General features: G+C 67.9%; 16 protein-coding genes. 6 read left to right on the forward strand and 10 right to left on the reverse strand.

Going from position 1 to position 20,558, the window contains the following annotated elements:
- The first annotated feature begins 79 nt into the window (after window positions 1–79).
- Together ACZ7KI_RS19520 and ACZ7KI_RS19525 are read left to right on the forward strand one after the other, a co-directional pair.
- Complete coding sequence (locus ACZ7KI_RS19520; RefSeq protein WP_470274521.1) at window positions 80–658, forward strand: hypothetical protein; 579 nt, start codon at window positions 80–82, stop codon at window positions 656–658.
- 336 nt (window positions 659–994) lie between these two features.
- Window positions 995–3,085: an ATP-binding protein gene (locus tag ACZ7KI_RS19525; RefSeq protein WP_470274522.1), complete on the forward strand. Its 2,091-nt coding sequence runs from the start codon at window positions 995–997 to the stop codon at window positions 3,083–3,085.
- Window positions 3,086–3,296: 211 nt separating this feature from the next.
- Here the strand turns inward: ACZ7KI_RS19525 and ACZ7KI_RS19530 are convergent, their stop codons facing one another.
- The gene (locus ACZ7KI_RS19530) at window positions 3,297–4,184 is read right to left on the reverse strand and encodes a phosphotransferase family protein (protein ID WP_470274523.1); all 888 of its coding nucleotides are present in this window, start codon (window positions 4,182–4,184) and stop codon (window positions 3,297–3,299) included.
- A gap of 10 nt (window positions 4,185–4,194) precedes the next feature.
- Window positions 4,195–5,604 carry a tetratricopeptide repeat protein gene (locus ACZ7KI_RS19535; RefSeq protein WP_470274524.1) on the reverse strand — a complete coding sequence of 470 codons (1,410 nt, stop codon included), beginning with the start codon at window positions 5,602–5,604 and terminating at the stop codon, window positions 4,195–4,197.
- Between the two features lie 317 nt (window positions 5,605–5,921).
- Here ACZ7KI_RS19535 and ACZ7KI_RS19540 point away from each other — a divergent pair, with 317 nt between their 5' ends.
- Window positions 5,922–6,296, forward strand: coding sequence for a hypothetical protein (locus ACZ7KI_RS19540; protein ID WP_465500310.1), 375 nt, complete (start codon window positions 5,922–5,924; stop codon window positions 6,294–6,296).
- 13 nt (window positions 6,297–6,309) lie between these two features.
- Entirely contained in the window at window positions 6,310–6,732 is a 423-nt protein-coding gene (locus ACZ7KI_RS19545) for a hypothetical protein (RefSeq protein ID WP_470274525.1), read from the forward strand.
- 358 nt (window positions 6,733–7,090) lie between these two features.
- Here the strand turns inward: ACZ7KI_RS19545 and ACZ7KI_RS19550 are convergent, their stop codons facing one another.
- On the reverse strand, window positions 7,091–8,347 hold the full coding sequence (locus ACZ7KI_RS19550; protein ID WP_470274526.1) for an MFS transporter: 1,257 nt from the start codon (window positions 8,345–8,347) through the stop codon (window positions 7,091–7,093).
- Complete coding sequence (locus tag ACZ7KI_RS19555) at window positions 8,340–9,662, reverse strand: GH1 family beta-glucosidase (protein WP_470274527.1); 1,323 nt, start codon at window positions 9,660–9,662, stop codon at window positions 8,340–8,342. The genes ACZ7KI_RS19550 and ACZ7KI_RS19555 overlap by 8 nt, the downstream gene beginning before the upstream one ends.
- 125 nt (window positions 9,663–9,787) lie before the next feature.
- Here ACZ7KI_RS19555 and ACZ7KI_RS19560 point away from each other — a divergent pair, with 125 nt between their 5' ends.
- A complete protein-coding gene (locus ACZ7KI_RS19560) occupies window positions 9,788–10,432 on the forward strand; it encodes a TetR/AcrR family transcriptional regulator (protein WP_465500306.1) in 645 nt (214 codons plus the stop codon).
- 333 nt (window positions 10,433–10,765) lie between these two features.
- Here ACZ7KI_RS19560 and ACZ7KI_RS19565 read toward each other — a convergent pair whose 3' ends face one another.
- Window positions 10,766–11,950: an amino acid deaminase/aldolase gene (locus tag ACZ7KI_RS19565; protein WP_465500305.1), complete on the reverse strand. Its 1,185-nt coding sequence runs from the start codon at window positions 11,948–11,950 to the stop codon at window positions 10,766–10,768.
- 88 nt (window positions 11,951–12,038) lie between these two features.
- Between ACZ7KI_RS19565 and ACZ7KI_RS19570 the strand changes: the two genes are divergently transcribed.
- A complete protein-coding gene (locus tag ACZ7KI_RS19570; RefSeq protein ID WP_470274528.1) occupies window positions 12,039–13,343 on the forward strand; it encodes a D-arabinono-1,4-lactone oxidase in 1,305 nt (434 codons plus the stop codon).
- Here the strand turns inward: ACZ7KI_RS19570 and ACZ7KI_RS19575 are convergent, their stop codons facing one another.
- The 5 genes from ACZ7KI_RS19575 to ACZ7KI_RS19595 all read right to left on the reverse strand — a co-directional run bounded on the left by ACZ7KI_RS19575 (window position 13,344) and on the right by ACZ7KI_RS19595 (window position 20,513).
- Window positions 13,344–14,291, reverse strand: a complete 948-nt coding sequence (locus tag ACZ7KI_RS19575) for a ribose-phosphate diphosphokinase (RefSeq protein WP_470274529.1) — start codon at window positions 14,289–14,291, stop codon at window positions 13,344–13,346.
- A 50-nt stretch (window positions 14,292–14,341) separates the two neighbouring features.
- Window positions 14,342–14,992 carry an NAD(P)H-binding protein gene (locus tag ACZ7KI_RS19580; RefSeq protein WP_470274530.1) on the reverse strand — a complete coding sequence of 217 codons (651 nt, stop codon included), beginning with the start codon at window positions 14,990–14,992 and terminating at the stop codon, window positions 14,342–14,344.
- 19 nt (window positions 14,993–15,011) lie between these two features.
- Window positions 15,012–15,662: a hypothetical protein gene (locus ACZ7KI_RS19585; protein WP_470274531.1), complete on the reverse strand. Its 651-nt coding sequence runs from the start codon at window positions 15,660–15,662 to the stop codon at window positions 15,012–15,014.
- 352 nt (window positions 15,663–16,014) lie between these two features.
- On the reverse strand, window positions 16,015–18,282 hold the full coding sequence (locus tag ACZ7KI_RS19590; protein WP_470274532.1) for a serine/threonine-protein kinase: 2,268 nt from the start codon (window positions 18,280–18,282) through the stop codon (window positions 16,015–16,017).
- Window positions 18,273–20,513, reverse strand: coding sequence for a protein kinase domain-containing protein (locus ACZ7KI_RS19595; RefSeq protein ID WP_470274533.1), 2,241 nt, complete (start codon window positions 20,511–20,513; stop codon window positions 18,273–18,275). The genes ACZ7KI_RS19590 and ACZ7KI_RS19595 overlap by 10 nt, the downstream gene beginning before the upstream one ends.
- Window positions 20,514–20,558 lie beyond the last annotated feature (45 nt).

Here is a 20,558-nt window from a genome sequence, read left to right on the forward strand (position 1 = left end):
CGGGCGAAGAAGACAGCGGAAGACGAACACGTCCGCGTCGCTGAAAGGTGCTGTCAGGGGCGCCGCCTACGCTTGCTGAATGTCCCCGCCGCAGGCCTTCGCCGACGAGTCGTTCCACGAAGACCCTTCCGGAGGCTTCTACGTACTCGCGGCCGCGGTGTTGCCGATCGCTCGGCACGCCGAGCTGCGCCAGGTGATGCTGGACGTTCGTGGCGGCCGTCGTAGCAGCAAGCTGCACTGGTATCCGATGGATCACCAGGAGAAGCTCGACGTCGCCAAGCGCGTCGCCGATCTCGATGAACTGCACGTGGTCACTGTCGGCACCCCAGTGCGGCCGAAGAGACAGGAGCGTGGTCGCGCGCTGTGTCTGCAGCGACTGGTCGTCGAACTGCACGACGTCGGCGTCGACACTCTCGTCGCCGAAGCCCGGCAAGCCGACCTGAACAAGCGCGACGTCGACAGCGTCCGGTACGCGCGACTGCACCTGCCCAAGGGGGCAGCGTTCCGGATCGAACACCGCTTCGGCAAGGATGAGCCTCTGCTGTGGATCTCCGACGTCGTGGCCGGGGCGGTCCGGGCTCGGATTGTCGGCAATGACGCGTTCTTTCAGCCGCTCAGCGGCTGCGTGCATGAGGTCCGGATCGATATGCCGACCTGACCAGCACTGGACATGCGTAAGGCCAGGCTCCCGGTCATGCCCCAGGTCACCTGGCCTTGCGACTCGCGCGACGTCCGCGACGACACGCTCTCAACGAGTAGTAGGACCTTCTCGTTGCCGCACCGGCAAGCCGATCCGACATGTCGAGCGTAGCTCATGAATGCGCTCAATTGCACTTCGTCGCAAGAGGCCTTACCCACGCCGGTGGTGCCGACCGGCTAGCTGTTACACACCTTGCTCCATCCGGCCGCATTTGGCCGGTTTCGCTGTCCTCTTCGGACCTTCGCCGGGATGCTCTACGCGATCGCTGGGGTTAACCCGAAGAGGGGATAGTGGATGGGCAGCCCGTTGCCGGGTGACAGTGAAGCCGTCGAAGCAGGCACGCCGCGAGTACCGCGCCAGCGTTCGGCGGCCCCGCTCACCAGGCAGGTGAGTTCCGGTCCACGTCAGCTTCCGCCCGTACCGGCGCATTTCACCAACCGCACGGCCGAACTCACGCTGCTCGAAAAGCTGCTGACACAGGCCGATACCGACGTCGACCGGCCGGCGGTGCACCTGATCAGCGGCCAGGGCGGGATCGGGAAGACGGCGTTGGCCACCGCGTGGGGCCGCCGCCTCGGTGACCGGTTCCCGGACGGGCACCTCTGGGCGGATCTCGGCGGGTTCAGCACCAACGGCCCGCTCTCCGCGAGTGAAGCGCTCGGCCGGTTCCTTCGCGCGCTGGGCGTTCCGCCGGAAGGGCTGCCTTCGGACGTCGAGGAACTCGCCGCTCTCTACCGCACGACGACCGCCGACCGGCCCTTGCTTCTGCTGCTCGACAACGCGGGGTCGACCGATCAGGTGCTGCCGCTGCTGCCGTCCTGCGGGGAAAGCCTCGTGATCGTGACTTCGAGGCGCCGGCTGGGCAGGCTCCAGACCGAACATCGCGCGAAGCTGATCGAGCTGGCCCCCTTCGGCTCCGCGCACAGCGCCGAACTGCTGGACCGCGCGGTCGGCGCCGAGCGGGTCGGTGCCGAAGCAGGCCACGCGCGCGACATCGTCAACCTGTGCGGCGGTCTGCCGATCGCCCTCACCACGATCAGCGCGAAGCTGGCCGGACGGCCGAAAATGTCGTTGGAGAAGATCGCCACCGAGCTGGGGAAGGAATATCGTCGACTGGCTACGCTCTCGACGAAAGAGGCCCAATCGGTGGAAGCCAGCTTCAACCTGTCCTATGACGAGCTCCCCTCCGACGCGGCCGCGCTGTACTCGGCGCTCGGCCTGCACCCCGGCCCCGACTTCGGCGTCGGGGTCGCGGCCGCTTCGATCGGCATCCGCCCCGAGGTCGCCGACGATCTGCTGGACCAGCTCGTCGACGTCGGATTGCTGATCGACCGCGGCGATGACCGGTACACCTTCCACGACCTCGCGCGGCTGCACGCCAAGGAGAAGACGGCGGGCAACGAGCACGACCGCGAGATCGCCGTGCGCCGCATGCTCGAGTGGTACCTGTACGCGGCTTCCGCGACCGCGAGCCTGACCACGCCCGACCAGGACGAGATCCCGTACGACTACGAGTACCGTCCGGCGACGCGGGTCAGGTTCGAGTCCTCCGAAGAGGCGCTCGCGTGGCTGGAGCTGGAACGCGAGAACCTCATCGCCGCGGTCAAGACGGCACTCGACGCGCAGCTTCCGGAGCTCGGCTGGCAGCTCGCCGCCGCGATGTGGCCGCTTTTCCTGCTGCGCAAGCACTACCCGGACTTCCTGCGGGTGAGTGAGCTCGGTGTCGACTGCGCCAAGGCGTGGGGCAACACCTCCGCGGAGGCGTTGATGCGCAACCGCGGCGGCGCCGCTTGCCGCGGCACCGGCCGCTACGACGACGCCGTCCGGCACTACCTGGCCGGACGCGACGCCGCGCGGGCGGCGGGCGACCACGTCGTCGAGATCCGGTCGGTGGAGGGGCTCGGCCTGGTCGCTCTGCAGCAGGGCAGGCTCGACGACGCGATCGAGTGGTTCACCGAGGACCTCGCGCTCAGTGAACGGCAGGAGCGTCCGCACGACATCGGGCTGGCGCTGATCAACCTCGGCGCGACCCGCGCCAAGGCCGGACAGGCCGAAGCCGCGATCGCCGACCTCACCCGCGCTCGCGACATCCTCGACGGCGACGACTACAACGTGGCCCGCGCCAGGATCGAACTCGGCCGCGTCCTCACGGCCACCGGGGAGCTCTCGGCCGCACGGGCCGAACTCGAAACCGCCCGCGCCACGATGGAGGCCAGCGGGTCGAGGTTCGAGGTGGCCAGGGTGCTTTCGGCGTTCGGCGAGATCGCCGAGGCACAGGGGGAACCCGAGGAAGCCCGGCGCCACTACGACCAGGCCCTGCCGATTTTCGTCGGACTTGGACGCCCGGAGGCCGACGCTCTGCGTACGCGTTTGGAACAACTGTGACCCCAGGGCACCGATCGGTGCACAACGACGAGGTGAACCCCGCGCGCCAATTAACGGAGCGTAGCTGCAACTTGCACATTTGGGGGAGCACTGAGCCAATGGAAGTGATTAGCGCGGGCGAATTAGTCACTCATTGATGGGCCATTTCGGGCAAGCGACGAACGGTCATTCGCCGTCGGCGAATGCACGTGCAAGTTGGTCGTTCCGCTAATCATCGATACCGGTTCCAGCGGGCACCGGTGCGCCCGTTCCGGAGATCGTCCAACCGTTTCCGCAGCTCATCCCGTACGTTGGGATGACTGCGGAGAATCGGGAGAACACTCGTAGTGAGCTTCAGTTCGCGGATCGCCCGCAGCACCGGGAATCCGGACCATGTGGTCACGTCGAATCCGTACCGCTCGGCGAACACGCGATAGCGGGCGGGTGGATCACCGAACCGTTCGCGGCCGACGGCGAGCGGGGTCAGGTCCCATTCCGGCGGCCCGACGCAGGAGGAATCGAAATCGCACAGCACCGGTCCGTCCGGTCCCGTGATCACATTCCCGGTGTGCGCGTCGCCGTGGATCAGGCCCCTCGGCAGCGGGAAGTCGAGTGTCGCGAGCGCGGCCTCGACCTCGGCGCAGCGTTCGAGCAGGAACCGCCGGTCGCCGTCGGCCAGCTCCTCCGCGTCCGAAACCCGGGCACGGACCGCGGCGAACGGCGCCCACTCGGGCAGCCCGTCCGGCGGCTTGAGCGCGTGGACCCGGCGCAGCAACGCGGCGAGGTCCGAGGATCGGGCCTTCCGGCCGGTGGACGGCACTTTCCACCACACCGTCACGAGATGCTCGCCGACCGGGATGGGCTGTTCGAAGCCGGGAAGAAGGCGGATGGCAGGCACCCCGTGCCGTTCGAAGTGGCGCGCGACCCGCACGACCGTGCCGACGCGGTGCCGCAGCAGGGTGGAGCCGACGATCCGGACGACGAACGGCGCGCTCGCCAGCTCGTAGACGGCGTTGTTGGTGAACCTCAGCAGCCGGGCCCCGGCGGGGTCCACGCCCAGCAGTTCGCACGTCCGCCCCAGGGCATCGTGCAGTTTGCCGGGCGTGAACCGGCCGTCCAACCCGGTCGGCTCAGGCGGCGTAGAAGGAATTGAGGCGGTCGGCGAGGTCACGGGCGTCGGCGTTGTTCCGGCGACGCTCCGCCTCGACCTGCAGCGGCCGCATCCGGTCCTTCACCCGCTCCGACTTGATGCCCTCGGCGCAGTCGACGGCCTTCGAGCCCACCTTGGAGCCGTGATCGAGATCGCCTTCGAGCAGGTGATTCGTGGCCAGCGCGCTGAGCATGAAGGTCTTGCTGCGGGCCATGTCGTCGTCGTAGGACTCGACGGCCTTGGTCAGTGCGGGGATCGCGTACTTGGTGTGCTCGGCGTTCTTCGCGGCGAGCACCGTGTGCACGGTGCCGATCATGGCGTAGACGTCGGTTTCGGTGAAGAACTTGACCCAGGACTCGGCCTCGGCCAGGTTGGCGCGGGCGAATTCGTCCTTGCTCCGGCCGAGCAGCTTCACGGCCTGTTCCTCGTTGCCCATCATCGCGTAGGCCCACGCCTCGTTGGCGCAGAGCACGGCGACCGCCAGTTCGGAGCCCGATTCCTGGGCGGCGATCTGGCCGAGCTGGAACAGTTTCAGCGCGTCGTTCGGCGCGTCCTGGTGCAGGTAGACGCGGCCCATCCGGTACAGCACGTTGGCCACGAGTGGGTGGTTGTCGCCCTGTTTGGCCAGGTCGAGCGCGTTGGCGAAATGTCCGCGGGCGGAGTCCATGAGGCCGGTGTCGAAGGACGTCCAGCCGGCCAGGCTGTGCAGGTCGGCCAGCGCGACGTAGAGGCGGTTCTTGACCATTTCGGTGCCGCTGGACTCGAGCATCTGCTGTCCCCAGGACAGCTGGGCGACCACGGCGTCGCGGCAGAAACCGCCGCCGTACTGGTAGTCGAGGGAGCGGAGCGCCCTGGTCGCGGCTTCCACCTGACGGACGTCGGTCATGCCGATCCGCCCGGGTGCCGGCGTCTTCGCCGGTCCCGCGGACCACGTACCCGATTCCGGACCGAACACCGCCGCCCCCATCGTGACCTGGGCGGCGTGCGCGAGGAACCTCCGTCGCTTCACGGACTCGTCCTCCTCCGCCTGCTGGCCGTCGGCAGCGCCGACGACCTTTATCGCTGTCGCCTCGTCGTAGGCGAGACCCATGTATCCCCGTGGGACACCAAGGCCGTCAGCGATGCGGGTGAGCACGTCGTACGCCATCACCTGGCGACCTTTGAGGATCTCGGACACCTCGGACTGCGACTGGCCGGTCATCGCGGCGATCTGACGCTGCGAAACACCGTGCTTGCGCAACAGCCGGTACACGGAAGAGATCTCCCGGCTGGCCAGTGCGGCTCGCATCTCCGGCTGCTCCCAGGCATCCGGTGGCACGGGGTGACTCTGGCGGCCCTTGACATTCGTGTCCGAGCCGGCGACAGCGCCGCCACCGATACTGGCGTCCATTGCGCCCCCTCACAGTTCCGTTGGGGTCGAGAAACAGCGTAGGCACACCTATTCAACCGCGCGAAACACCGGAATGCCCGCCGTGATCGGCCCGGCAGAAGTCGTTTGACCGCTCACCGTGAAACCTCGTCCGGTCACCGCTATGACGGCGGTTCGACCTTCTATCGAACTCGGTTTCACATCACTGTAGTTGTCAGATCTCCGTGACCTACCGGCCACCGGCAGCGATCACAGAGAGCTACCAGTCTCCGAACCCCCTACAGGTGCGGATACGCGGTTACGAAGACGACGTGGAACGAGAGAGCGGAGCAGAGCCAGTGGAGTTCGTGGACTCGATCGCAACAGGCTCCATCACCGCGGGACGGCCCGGTATGGCCACGCGCCACCTGCGTGCGACCGGCCCCGCCGGTCAGCAGGCGGTCGCCGTCGCCCCCGGCGCCAACCGTCCGGTCTCGCCGTCCGCCCCGGTCGACCCCCGTACCGCGAGCGTGCGCCGTTATGAAGGCGGACAACTGGTCTGGCGGGTGCAGTGCGGCGATCTCATCAGCCGCGAGCGTGCCGTCACCGTGTTCGTCGAAGACAACCAGGTGGTTCTCGTCTCGCCGCCAGGAGAGACCGCGCGCCTGACGTCCGGCCAGCTCGGACAGCTCAGGGCCGCGCTCAACGAAGCCGCCAAGATGGCGGAAAGGTAACGGTGAGTTCTCCGTGGATCAGGTCCTAGGGCAAGTCCTCCGCAACGCGGTTTGGGAACGCCTCGACATGCTCTCCGATCTCGCGAACCGGGCCGACGCGCAGTCGCTCGTGTCGGTCGCCCGCTCGGAGCTCCCCCGGCTGACCGAGGGTTGGCGCGCCATGCTCCAGGCGCACGAGCCCGACGAGCGTGGGGATTGCCCCACTTGCTCGACCCGCTGGCACAAGTGCAAGGCCCCCTGCTCGGTCTGGCAGGTCGCGCACGAGCATCTGGTCGCCGGCGGCCTCGCCCCTCAGCAGACCGCGGCCTCCCAGGACCACCGGCGCGAAGCCCGCCGCCGTGTCCCCGGGCAGACCAGGGTGACCGCGGCCGAAACCACCGGCAGGCACGCGCTGGTCAACCCGCGCAGGCCCGCCATCGGCGGCGTACACGCCTGAAAAGATGCCGCAGCCTGACTCATTTTGAAAGAAGCAGCCTGAAAGATGTCGGCGAGTGAACGGCGGTCCGAGCGCCCCCTCGGCAACCACGCCACGATCTCGCCTCCGCCGGAAGCGGTTCGCCCGTACCCCCGAACGTGACGAGCCGCTCTCGGTAATCACCCCGGTCCCCACCGCGATTAATCGAAAATTATCGGCAGAACACCTAGCGAACGCCGTAATCGGTCGCTAAGTTGATGATCACAAACGCAACGCGAGTTTCCTTCGGTTCCGCGTTGTCATCCCCCGAACCCCGCGGGCCGGTGCCGTTGCACTCCCCTCCCCCGACCGGCACCGGTCCGCGGTCTCCAACCGCCCTTCAGCTGACCGCCTTCACCCGCGTGACCAGCACCGCGGCGAGAACTGTGGACAGCGCCGACGCCGCGAAGAGGCTCGGATATCCGCCAAGGTAGGCCAGGATCGGCGCGGTCAGCATCGGCGCCACCACCTGCGGCAGCGAGTTCGCGATGTTGATGACCCCGAGGTCCTTCGCCCGGTCCTGCGCGGTGGGCAGCACCTGGGTGAGCATCGCCAGCGCGACGGCCATGTACGCGCCGAAGCCGACGCCCAGCAACGGTGACGCCACGAGCGCGGCCGTCCAGTTCTGCCAGACGACCAGCAGCAGCGCGGCGATCGCCATCACCACCGATGCCGCCAGGACGTAGGGCTTACGCCGTCCGGACTTGTCGGAGAAATGCCCGGCGATGAGCGCGCCGACGATGAGCGCCGCCCCGTAGAGCCCCATCATGATCAACAGTCCGGTGTCCGGATCTTCGTAGTGCACCGCGTCCTTGAGGAAGAACAGCAGGTACAACGTGCCGAAGGCGTTGCCGAGGTTGATCATGAAGTGGCATCCCCACGCCCAGGCGAAGTCCGGATGCTTACGCGGGGAGATCCACAGGTTCGCCAGCACGTCCTTGGTCCGGACGGACGGCCGGAACGCGACCGGCAGCCGCGCGTCCGGCGTGCGCAGGACGAACGCCGCCGCCCCCGCCAGCACGATGGCCGCGCACACCGCGTAGCCCAGGGGCAGTCCCGCGACATCCAGCATCACGACGACCACCACCGCACCGAGCACGGTCCCGAGCATCTGGGCGATGCCCACCAGACCGCCGACCTGCGCGCGCTGGGGCACCGGCACCCGGTCCGCGATCGCCGAGACCAGCATCGCGAGCATCCCGTTCAGCCCGGCCTGGACGAGGCACCAGCCGAGCACCATGACCGCGATGTTCGGCGCGAACGCGAGGACGAGCAGTCCGGCCGCGGCGACCACCGCACCGGCCGCCGTCCACGGATGGCGGCGGCCGCGGACGGAACAGGTCCGGTCCGAGAGCAGGCCGACGGCGGGGTTGGCGATCAGCGCGACGAGCGCGCCGATCCCGGTGACCAGACTGAACACGGCCTCCTTGCCGGCGGCGTCCAGAATCTCGGCCTGTTTCGGCAGGAGAACCTGAATGGGCGCGTAAACCCCGAGCCAGAGCGCGATGTTCGCGAAGAACAGCAGGCTCATCCAGCCCGCGCGGACCCTGGCGACCGGCTCGGCGAGTGCCTCGGGCAGCGCCTTGACCTCACTCATGGCGGATCAGTTTCCGGTACCAGCCGAAGGAATCCTTCGGTGTCCGCCGCTGCGTCTCGTAGTCGATGTGCACCAGGCCGAACCGCGGCTGGTAGCCCTTCGACCATTCGAAGTTGTCCATCAGCGACCAGACGAAGTACCCGCGGACGTCGACGCCGGCGTCCATCGCTTCCCGGACCGCGACGAGGTGACTTTCGAGGAAGTCGATGCGCTCCTGATCGTGCACGCGTCCGTCTTCGGCGACGACGTCGTCGAAACTGCAGCCGTTTTCGGTGATGTAGACGGGCGGGAGATGCTCCCGGTAGCGCTCGTGGAAACCGACGAGCAGTTCGCGCAATCCCTGGGGGACGATCGGCGAATCGTTGGTGGTCATGGGATATCCCTCGATCGCGCGAAGCTCGAAAGGCAGCGGATTGCCTTCACCGGGCGCGGCGACGCCCTGCGGCTCGTAGTAGTTCACCCCGTAGAAGTCGAGCGGCTGCGCGATGGTGGCGAGATCTTCCGCGAAGCCCGCGGGGAGATGCGGGACGACTTGTTCGGGATAACGGCCCAGCAGCACGGGATCCGCGTACGTCCGGTTGATGAGGGCGTCGATCCATTCGCCGGCGGCCTTGTCTTCCGGTGAATCGGAGGCGGGCCAGATGGGTGAATGGTTGTTGGCGGTGCCGACGCTGCGGGCACCTGCCGCGCGCAGGGCTTGGACGGCGAGCCCGTGAGCGAGATTCTGGTAGTGCGCGGTGGGCAGGGCGTCGAGCAGGAGCATCTTGCCGGGGGCGTATTCGCCGATCGCGTAGCCGAAGATCGACATGACCATGGGCTCGTTGAGCGGGATCCACATTTTCACCCGATCGGAGAATCGCTCGCCCACGATGGCGGCGTATTCGCCGAACCGCTCTGCGGTGTCACGGGCGAGCCAGCCACCCTCGTCCTCGAGCGCCTGCGGGAGGTCCCAGTGAAAGAGCGTCCCCGCCGGGTCGATTCCGGCGGCGCAGACCTCGTCGATGAGCTTGTCGTAGAAGGCAAGGCCTTCGGCGTTGGGCTTTCCGTCGCCGTCGGGCTGGATCCTCGGCCAGGCGAAGGACATCCGGTAGGCGCCGACACCGAGGTCGGCCATCAGCGCGATGTCTTCGGAGTAGCGGTGGAAGTGATCGGCGGCTACCTTTGCGTGCTCAGCCCGCGCGATCTTTCCCTCCGTTTCGGTGAATGTGTCCCAAATGGACTGTCCTCGGCCGCCTTCGCCGGTCGCCCCCTCGATCTGGAAGGCGGAGGTCGAAACACCCCACAGGAATTCGGACGGGAAGATCGATTTTTCCACCGGCTACGCACCTTTCTTCGGAGACACGGCCGAACATGAAAAGTTCTCAGATACTATGCCTTCACTCGACCGTGGGGAACCCCGTCGGCACGATAAAGTCGCAGATCAGCGAAGGAGGAGCCCGAGTGTCCGACATCCAGGCCGCGAAACCGCCGGCGGAGACGACTCCGCTGCGGCGGCAGCCCGTCCAGCAACGCAGCGCCAAGCGGGTGGAGCAGATGCTCGACGCCAGCGCCCAGCTGATCGACGAACTCGGTTACGACGCATTGACGACCACACTGATCGCGAAGCGCGCAGGGGTGGCCGTCGGGTCGCTGTACCAGTTCTTCCCCGACAAGCGGGCCGTGGTGCAGGCATTGACGCAGCGCAATCTCGAACGGTTCGTCGCCTCGGTGTCGGAGACGTTGAACCAGCTGGCGCCCGAGCACTGGTGGGACGTCGTGGACTCGATCCTCGACATCTATCTCGACATGCACCGCGAGGTCCCCGGGTTCTCGAAGGTCCACTTCGGTGATGTCGTGGACCGGCAGCTCCTGGACGAGACCCGCGACAACAACGCCGTCATCGTCGACGAGCTCACCAAGGTGCTTTCGGCGCGGATCTCGTCGCCGCTGGACGACATCCGGTTCGCGCTGACGATCGCGAACGAGACGGCCGACGCGCTGCTGAAGCTGGCGTTCCGTCGTGACCCGCGCGGGGACGAGCGGATCGTCGCGGAGGCGAAGTCGGTGGTCAAGGGGTACTTGGCGAGCAAGTTCGGCGAGGCCTGAGGGTTTCTGGCGCTGCTGCCGCTGGGCCAGCCGTCTTCAGGACGCTCAACGTCCCGAAGACGGCCGCCCCGTCACCGATGAATCCCCCTGCTCCATTCGTGTCCATCGACGACAGGATCCGGCGCCCCAGCAGTCACACAACCCCCACCAACCACGCCGCTATACGCCCTGACCTGGCCTTATCCAGTTGTCCACATAAGTTGTCCACACCCACCCACAGTTGTGGACAACCTCGCCCCTCACCCCTTGGGACCCCACTCCCCGACACCCCCTCCCGATACGCTGGTGCGGGGCGCGCCCCCCAGGGACGGGTGGGGGATGGGGTCGCGCGGGTCAGCCGAAGTTCTGGTGTTCGCCTCGGTAGGTGGGGACGGTCCGGTCGACGCGGTCGCCGACGACGACGTGGTAGTGCGTGAAGCGTTCGGCGAGTTCGCCGGCTTTCGCGTGGCGCAGCCAGACGCGGTCGCCGAGCCGCAGGTGACGGGCGGCTTCGCCGGACACGGGGGTCTGGACTTCGCCGGCGCCTTCGAAGCCGAGCAGCGAAAGTCCTTCGGGCAGGTACGGCGTCGGGAGTCGCGAAGACTCTGCCGGGCCCGAAGCGATGTAGCCACCGGAGAAGAGCGTCGCGATCTTCGGGGCGGGGCGCCGGACGACAGGAAGCGCGAACATCGCGGCCGGTCGCGGCGAGAAGTGCGCGTAGCCGTCGAAGAGCGTGGGCCCGATGAGGCCGGAGCCCGCGGCGATCTCGGTGACGGCTTCCTCGGCACCGGTCGATTCGACGCTGCCGCTGCCGCCGCCGTTGACGAATTCCAGCTCCGCCAGCGCCCGCACCGCCCGGACAGCGGCCGCGCGGCGCTTCGCGATCTCCACAATGGACTTTCGCTGCATCCAGCCGACGACAGCGTTCTTGACGCCGCTGCCCGCCGCGTCACCGAGCCCGGCGATCTGACCTTCGTACGCCATCATCCCGACGAGCCGGAAACCCTTGCGGGACAAGATGGTCCGCGTCAGATCCGCAGCCTGCCGCGGGCTGAACACCGGCGAGCGCCTGGTGCCGACGTGCACGCCGGGCAGCGGCCGCCACGAAGCGTCGAGTTCGAGACAGACCCGGATCTCGGGGTGGTCCTGTCCGAGCGCGGCGTCGACGAGGTCGAGGTGTTCCGGCGAGTCGACCATGATCGAGATCGCCGCCCGCGCGCGGTCGTTCGCCGCCAGCCGCCGCAGCGCGCCGTGGTCGGCGGTCGGGTACGCGACGACGATGTCATCGGTCGTCCCCTGCTCCACGTGCCACACGGCTTCGGCGAGCGAGTAGCACATGAGGCCCTCGAAGCCGGGCCGCGCGAGCACCCGGTCGAGCAGGTACCGGCAACGGACGGACTTGCTGACCACGCGGATCGGCTTGCCGCCCGCCCGCCGCAGCAGGTCGGCGCCGTTCGCGTCGAAAGCATCCAAGTCGACAACCGCGAACGGAGGATCCAGGTCCTTCGTCGCCAAGTCGTACACCGTCGCACTGGTCACCCGAACTAAGGTACGACAGAAGGGCTTGAAACGCGAATACTATTCACTTACTGTTTCGGCACTCGAACACTCACGGAACGGGTGGCGCATGACACGGTGGAGCAACTGGGCCGGCACCGCGACGGCGTCGCCGCTGCGCGTGCATCGACCGCGCGACACGAACGGCATCGCCGAAGCGATCGGCCGTACGGTCGCGGACGGACGCCGCCTGCGCCCGCTGGGCAGCGGCCACTCGTTCACCGCGATCGCCGCGGCGAATTCGGACGCGATGGACCTGACCGGCTGGACAGGAATCGCGTCGGCGGATGTCGCCAAAGGCCTGGTCACGGTCCGTTCGGGCACCACGCTCAAGCAGCTCAACGCCGAACTCGACGCGCTGGGGCTGGCGATGACCAACCTCGGCGACATCGACGCGCAGACCGTCGCGGGCGCGATCTCCACCGGCACCCACGGCACCGGCGCCCGGCTCGGCGGCATCGCCACGCAGATCGCCGCGCTCGAACTCGTCCTCGCGGACGGCACCGTGGTCACCTGTTCGGCGGACGAGCGGCCCGAACTGTTCGCCGCCGCGCGCGTCGGCCTCGGCGCGCTCGGCGTCATCAGCACCGTCACCCTGCAGTGTGAACCGTCGTTCCTGCTGTCCGCGCAGGAACGACCGGAACCGCTCGAACAGGTTCTCGAAGGCTTCGACCAGTTCGCCGACGAGAACGACCACTTCGAGTTCTACTGGTTCCCCTACGGCAAGAACGCACTGGTCAAACGCAACAACCGGCTCCCGGCGGGCAGCGAGCGCCGTCCACTGACCAAGCTGAAGGAATTCGTCGACTACGAGATCACGGAGAACCTCGCGTTCGGCGGGCTGTGCCGCCTCGGCCGGGCCGTACCGAGACTCGTGCGGCCGCTCGGCGGGTTCGCCTCGAACGTCCTCTCCGCCCGCGAGTACAGCGACACGTCGCATCGCGTCTTCGTGACCCATCGCGGGGTGCGGTTCGTCGAGTCGGAGTTCGCGGTCCCGCGTGAGTCGCTGCTCGACGTCTTCGCCGAACTCCGCGCGCTGGTACCGAAACTGGAGAACCCGGTCGCGTTCCCGGTCGAGGTGCGCGTCGCCGCCGCGGACGACATCTGGCTCTCGACGGCGAACGGCCGCGACTCCGCCTACATCGCGATCCACCAGTTCGTCGGCATGCCCTACCGCGAGTATTTCGCCGGATTCGCCTCGATCGTCGGCGAGGTCGGCGGCCGCCCGCACTGGGGCAAGATGCACGACCTCGACGCCGCGACCCTGCGCTCGCGCTATCCGCGGTTCGACGACTTTTCGCGGGTCCGCAAGGAGGTGGACCCGGCCGGGGTCTTCGCGAACACGTACCTCGACCGGGTTCTCGGCACCGTTTAGCTAGGCCGTCTCAAAGAGTGCGCTGACCGACTCTCCGTTGTGGATCCGCCGCATCGCCTCCGCCAGCGCTGGCGCGATCGACAGGACCCGCAGCTTCGGGCTCTGTTCCTCGGGCGCGATCGGCACCGTGTTCGTGCAGACGATCTCCAGCACGTCCGGCTGGCCGCCGATCCGCTTCAGCGCGCCGCTGGAGAACAGCCCGTGCGTGCACGCGACGCGGATCGAGCGCGGCTTCAGTTCCCGCAGCTTGGTGAGCAGTTCGAGCACCGTGCTGCCCTTGGCGATCTCGTCGTCGAGGACGATCACGTCGCGGCCGGTGATCTCACCGATCACCGAGCTGATCTCGACCCTGTCGTCGGCGAAGCGCTGCTTCGCGCCGGCGGCGACCTGAACCCCGAGCAGCCGAGCGAAATGCGCGGCCTCCTTGGCGTTGCCGAGATCCGGCGAGACCACGGTGGTCGCGGAGAGGTCGTACTGGCGGAAGTACTTGGCCAGCTCCTGCAACGCGTGCAGATGGTCGACCGGGACGCTGAAGAAACCGTGCACCTGCGGCGAGTGCAGGGTCATCGCGAGGACGCGATCGGCGCCCGCGGTCGCCATCAGGTCGGCGACGAGACGGCCGCCGATCGAAATCCGCGGCGCGTCCTTTTTGTCCGATCGAGCGTACGAATAGTGCGGCATGACGACGGTGATCCGCTTCGCCGACGCGCCCCGCGCGGCGTCCAGCATCAACAGCAGCTCGACGAGGTTCTCCTGCACCGGCCGCACCAGTGGCTGGATCAGGAAGACGTCGCGTTCGCGGCAGTTCGCCTGGAGCTGGACTTCGAGACAGTCGTTGGCGAACCGCTGAACCCGCACGGGATGCAACGGGACGCCCAGATGCGTGCAGATTTCCTCGGCGAGCTCGGGATGTGCGCTACCGCTGAAAACCGCGATGTCCTCGCGCAAGGACCTACTCCGTTCGGTCAAAAGACGGATTACGTCCACACACTATGGTTTCACAAAGCGGAAACGGCCTGAGAGATAGCAGTATCACCTGAGATCGCGGTGAGGATACGTCCCGCCGTCGACGGATCGTCGAGCAGCGCGACCAGGATCGCGGCGACATCCTGACGGGGAATGGGGCCGCGTTCGGTGGAGTCGGCGATGAGGACCTTGCCGGTGCCTTCGTCGTTGGTGAGCTGACCCGGTCGCAGGATCGTCCAGTCGAGGTCGCGGGCGCGCAGATCGTCTTCGGCAGCTTTCTTGGCTTTGAGGTAGAGCCGGAAATCGTCCGGCACGTCCGCGGTTTCCCATACGTCGGCGTTGATGGAGCCGACCTGGATGTGCCGCCGGACACCGGCCTGTTCGGACGCCGCCGCGAAAAGTGCCGCGGCGGCCCTGTCCACAGTGTCCTTACGGGCCGTGCCGCTGCCCGGGCCCGCGCCCGCGGCGAAGACGGCGGCGTCGGCGCCGTCGAGCACCTTCGCCACGGCGTCCACATCGGACTTCTCCAGGTCGAGGACGACGGCTTCGGCGCCTGCCGCTTCGAGATCGGCGACGTGATCGGGATTGCGCACGATCCCCACCGCCTGATCACCGCGCGCCGAGAGGAGTTTCTCCAGCTTCAGCGCGATCTGTCCGTGTCCACCCGCAATGACGACTCGCATGGCACCGACAGTAGTGGCTTCAGTCCACTTCGGCAGGGAGCTCGGTGGCCCGCAGCAGCTGGTCGTAGACGATCTCGTTGACCAGGCGCGACACCGGGTCCTCGTCCAAGATCATGCGCTCGTTGTGGCCCTCGAGGTCGAGGTCGGTGACCGCGTTGGGGTCGGCGCTGACGATCGCGAGCCCGTAGGCGCGGGCACGCGGCAGGCAGTTGCCGACGTAGTCTTCGGTCAGTACGGCTGGCGATGGGAGCACCATCGCGGCCTCGCCGTAGCGTGCGAACGGGACCGCGGAGGCCATCGCGGTGCGCCAGTGCCGGGCGACCGCGAGGACGCCGATGATCTCGGCGGCCGGCGCGGGTGCGGTCGCGGCCAGCTCTGGCCATGTCCAGGTGTCGACGGTGGCGCGATCGACGACGGGACCCATGCCCATCGCGATGCGCTCCGCGTGCACGTCGGTACGGAGCCGGGCGACCACGCAGATCTTGCGGCCGAGCACGGTGGTCTCCGGCAACACGATGCCGTTCCAACCGAGCAGGGCCGCGGCCTTGCGCGAAAGCTCCTCGACGCTCGCGGGCAGTTCGACCGGCGGCACCACCCGGCTCGGCAGTGACCGGCTGCGCTTCGCGCCACCGGCGACCGTCGAGCTCTCCATGTTCGGTGTAGCCGCCACGTTCCGCCTCCTTCGAACCTGGTTTCCCTAAGGCTCTTCATCCCGTGCCGCCTCGGTGGAAGCGGCACATGAACTGTCTAACAGGGCCGGAAGGCGGCGGCGCCGGACAACGGGAGTGGCTGCGATCGGCGGCGCCTTGCGATCGGTGACCGGTCGGTGGGCGGTCATCGGACTTCAGTCCGACCGTGCCGCCAACCGAGTGAGAGCGAGGTAAGTGGTGTTACCCGGCGTCTCCGAACGGTCACAGGCACGAACGGGCCGCCACCGAACACAGGCGCGGCAACGGAAGTAGTGCGCTAGTCCATTCAGCCCAGTGAATAGTCATTCCACTGTGGACCTTCGCAGGTCAGGGTCATGAGACCGTCGCGGTCCGGAGGAGTTCTTCGACGCCGGGGGTCTGCCACTCGTCCATGACGACGATCTGCTTTTCCGCAAGGAACCAGATCCGCTGGGTCACCCGCGTCTCGCCGTTCCCACCGGTCTGTCCACGAGGAACACAGCTGATGATCCACTCCTGGTAGGTCGCCGTCGCGGCCCCGATCGGTGCGGTGGCGGAAACCGTGGCCGTGGCGTCACCCTCTTGGCGGAGGTCCTTGCGGCCGGCGGCGTTGCAGGCACGGCCTCCAGCACTGCGGCGGTAGAACTCGCCCGGCCGGTACGACGGCTGCTCCGCCGACTCCTGTGTGTTGTCGGTGACCAGGAAGTACCGGCAGTTGAAGTACTTCTTCGGATCCGGGCAGCTCGAATCGACGATGACCTTCTCGAGTCCCTGCGACTGCACCGACCAGCCCGGCGGCAGGTGCAGGGTCAACGCGCCGACGGGGACATCGGTGAGTCCTTGGGGAGGCGGCGCGGACGACGTCCCCTTCACCGGCTTCCCGCCGGTCACGCCCGCCACGAGGGCCGGGTTCAGCAGATCGGCCACCTTGTCGTAGGGCAGCGAGTAGTCCTGGACGGCGCAGGCGGTGGAGAAACCGAGATCGGTCATGTTGACGGTGATCTCGACGGCCGTCGGTGTGAAGGCGAGCCACGCCTTCCGCTCGTCGGTGAGATCCACCGTCTTGAGCGGCCGATACGGGAACGTGGTGCTGACGGGCCCGCACTGCTCCTTGTCCGGCCAAATGCGCTCGGTGAGAGCCAGCAGTCCGTCGTCGGTGAACTTCCCGGGGGCGAACAGCTCGCCAGGGGTGAGCGCCTTGCCTTCCTTCAGGTCGATCGTCACCGTGGCCCGGCCGTAACTCCAGGTCGGATGCGGTTTGTTCGCGAGATCGTGCGAGTAGCGGACCGAGAGGTACCGCTCGTTCTGCGAGCGCACGTCGGCCTTCGTGAGGAGCGTGTACGGACCGCGTTCCGGCTCCAGCCCAGCGGCGCCGGGGCCGGTTTTGCGGTTCCAATCGTCGATCGGCGCCGCCAAGGCGTCGTTGACCCGTTTCAACCAGGCCTGGTCGGTGGTCCCGGTCACCTCGGGGTAGTCGCCGCTGTAGGCGATGTTCGTGCCGGGGACCGTCCCGGTCTTGGTCTTCATGGCGACCTTCAGCGCGACGGCCTGCTGGGTGGTCGGCGGCGATGGCGGCGGGGTGCTCGCGTCGGAGAAGACGACCACGGAGCCGACCACCGCGGCGGTCGCCGCGACGACGCCGATGGCGATCTTCAGTCCGGCCGCGATCCCGCCGGTCGACGCGGCCACCGCGCCCGTTCCGGCGGCGGCGACGCCGGGCGCGGCCGCCGTCCCCGCGCCGAGCAGGACCAGCGGTGTCGCCGCGACGAGGAGACCCGTCGCCTTCGCCAGCCGTGACCAGCCCTTGCGCTCCCAGTCGTCGCCGTAACCCGCACGGGCGACGCGTTCCAGTTCGCCGACGAAGGTGAGCGCGTCGACCGGCCGCTTCGAGGGATCCTTCGCCATCCCCAGCGCGATGAGCTCGTGCACCTGGTCGGGGGCCTCGCCGAACGGGATGGGCGCGTGCTGGTGCAGCGTGCGGAGTATCTCGGTTTCTTCGGCCTGGTACGGCCGGTGCCCGGCGACGCATTGGAAGAACACACAGGTCGCGGCATAGACGTCGGTGGCGGGAGTGGCCGGGCCGCCTGCCCACTGCTCGGGCGCCATGTACGCCGGCGTTCCGACGGACGGCCCCTGCTCACCCGCCAGGACGGCCGTGCCGAAGTCGACCAGTTTGCTTTCGCCGGTGTCGGCGACGAGGACGTTGCCCGGTTTGTAGTCCCGGTGGACGACGTCGACGGAGTGCGCCGCGGCCAGGCCGAGCAGCGAACCCTTCAGCACCGCGAGCGCTGCTTCGGGTTCGAGAGCGCCTTCGGCCCGAAGCACGGAAAGCAGGGAGACGCCGTTGATCGCCTCCATCACGATCGCCGCGCCCTGCGGTGTCTCGAAGAACTCGTACAGGCGGACTACGTGCGGGCTCGTCACCCGATGCAGCGCCAGCGCCTCCTGCCGGAACGCTGCCAGGTAGGCGGGGTCCGCGGCGAAGCGGGAGAAGAGGTACTTGATCGCGACGACGTGGCCCGTGTTGTCCTGGCGGGCCAGCACCACGCGACCGAAGGTGCCCGTGCCCAGCTGCTCCAGTTCGGTGAAACCGGGCAGTCTCCACTCGTCACTTAGTTCCACCGTGCCTCTTCCAGAATCTTGTCGAGACCTGGAGTGTTCCACTCGTCGACGATCACGAGCTGCGTTTTCGGCAGGAACCAGACCCGCTGGGTGACAGAACCGCCGCCGGTGCACGTGAGCCGCCACTCCTCGTACGCGGCTCTCTTCGTCCCGACCGGACGCAGTTCCTTCTTCTGCAGGACGGGCGACCCCTGCGATTCGCCAGGCGCCCCGATCGAATGACACGGACGCGAACCGAGCGAGCGGTTGTACGGTTTGCCCGGTTCATACGCCGGAGTGGCCGGATCGACCCGCGAGTTGTCGCTGAAGAGGACGCCCGCGCAGTGGAAAGGCTGCGTGCCGCTGTTCGAGCACTGATCGTCGGTCACCAGATAGCGCTCGATGGGGGCGCTGGACAGCAGCCACCATTTCTCCGGCGTGGTGATGGTGAAGGGGCCGACGTTGTCCTCTTTGGTCCGTTTGCCCTGCGTGCCGCCGCCGGTGAGGCCGAGCAGGTTCGTGACGGTGGGGCTCATCAGGCCGGACAGGCGGGCGTAGTCGACGGTGACCTCCGTCGGATCGCAGGCGCGGGGGAAGCCGAGCGCGGAGCCGTAGACGAAGAACCGCATGCCGTTCGCGGTCGGCGCCGCCTGCACGATGGAGTCGTAGTCGAAGGTGTAGCGCGCCGACATCGCGTCCACCGGAAGGTGCTCGACGTCGTTGCGTGCCCCGGTGAGGCAGTCACCCGGCTTCGCGGCCTCCAGGATCTGGTCTTCCACCATCCGCATCCGCGCGGCGGTGCCGTCGACGTTGTCGAACAGGTGCGCGGTGGAGACCTGTTCACCCTTCGTCAGGTCGATGACGATCGGGCGGATGCTGAACCCGCCGTGGTTGCCGAACTGGATGGAGTCGATCGAGCGTTTGTAGACGACCGAGAGCAGTTTGTCGTCTCTGCGCAGGATCTCGGCCTCGGTCTTCATGTGCGGGATGTCGCCGTCGGGTTCCTTCTGCGGCAGGTAGCTGTCCGGCCAGAAGTTCTCGAGCCAACCGTCGATGGGCGCCATCAGCGCCTTGTTCACCCGATCCTCGGCGGCCTTGTCCTTCAACCCGCTGATCCGGACGTACTTGCCGTTGTAGTCGTAGCCGTCGAGCTTCTCGGTGCGGGTGAGCAGGTCGACCTGCATCGCGGCCACCGTCGTCCGCGGCGGTGTCTCGTCGCCGTTGGCGTTGATCACCACGACCGTGCCGACGGCGGCCGCGGTGACGGCGGCGATCGCGGCGGTCACCTTGAGCCCGAGCGCGATCCCGCCGCCGGTGGTCGCCGCGACACCACCCGCCGCGCCGCCCGCGACGACCGGCGCGGCGGCGGTCCCGGCCCCGAGCAGGGCCAGCGGGGACAGGGCGACCAGGACCCCGGCGCCCTTGGCGAGCCAGTGCCAGCCGTTGCGCTCCCAGTCGTCGCCGTACGCCTTCCGCGCGGACGTCTCCAGTTCGGTGACGAACTCGGCGGCGCCCGACGGCCGCTGGGCGACGTCCTTCGCCATGCCGCGCGCGATGAGGTCGCGTACCGGCTCCGGCACCTCGCCGAACGGGATCGGCGCGTATTCGTGCAGCGTGCGCAGCACTTCGGTCTGTTCGGCCTCGTACGGCCGGTGCCCGGCGACGCACTGGAAGAACACGCAGGTCGCGGCGTAGACGTCGGTGGCGGGGGTGGCGACCCCGCCGGCCCACTGCTCGGGCGCCATGTACGCGGGTGTGCCCGCGGCGACGCCGGTCTGCCCGGCGAGTACGGCGATGCCGAAGTCGACGAGTTTGCTTTCACCCTCACGGGTGACCAGGACGTTGGCCGGTTTGTAGTCGCGGTGGACGGTGCCCGCGGCGTGCGCGCCGGCGAGGCCGAGCAGCGAGCCTTTGAGGATGGCCAGCGCGGCTTCGGGTTGGAGCTTCTCCTGGCGGCCGAGGATCTCTTTCAGGGAGATCCCGTGCACCGCTTCCATGATGATGGCGGCACCTTGCGGGGTTTCCACGAACTGGTGCAGACGGGCGATATGCGGCCCCGAAACGCGGCTCAGGATCTGCGCCTCGTGGCGGAATTCGGCCAGCCTCACCGGATCGGCCGCGAACCTCGCGTACAGGTATTTGATGGCCACGACCTGGGCGGATTCGTCGTGCCGCGCCAGCACGACCCGACCGAAACCGCCCTCCCCGAGCGACCCCATCTCGGTGAAACCCGGCAAGGCCCAGTCGTCCACAGAATCCTCCGCGATTCCCGATCGTGTCCCCTTGGAGGTGAGCTG

This window comes from Amycolatopsis sp. NPDC039088 (assembly GCF_055598845.1).

Excerpts from the sequence above, each read along its gene's own strand:
- ACZ7KI_RS19570 (WP_470274528.1), top strand. The coding sequence starts at position 12,039 with ATGACACGGTGGAGCAACTGGGCCGGCACCGCGACGGCGTCGCCGCTG.
- ACZ7KI_RS19535 (WP_470274524.1), bottom strand. The coding sequence starts at position 5,604 with ATGGACGCCAGTATCGGTGGCGGCGCTGTCGCCGGCTCGGACACGAAT.
- ACZ7KI_RS19525 (WP_470274522.1), top strand. The coding sequence starts at position 995 with ATGGGCAGCCCGTTGCCGGGTGACAGTGAAGCCGTCGAAGCAGGCACG.
- ACZ7KI_RS19580 (WP_470274530.1), bottom strand. The coding sequence starts at position 14,992 with ATGCGAGTCGTCATTGCGGGTGGACACGGACAGATCGCGCTGAAGCTG.
- ACZ7KI_RS19550 (WP_470274526.1), bottom strand. The coding sequence starts at position 8,347 with ATGAGTGAGGTCAAGGCGCTGCCCGAGGCACTCGCCGAGCCGGTCGCC.
- ACZ7KI_RS19520 (WP_470274521.1), top strand. The coding sequence starts at position 80 with ATGTCCCCGCCGCAGGCCTTCGCCGACGAGTCGTTCCACGAAGACCCT.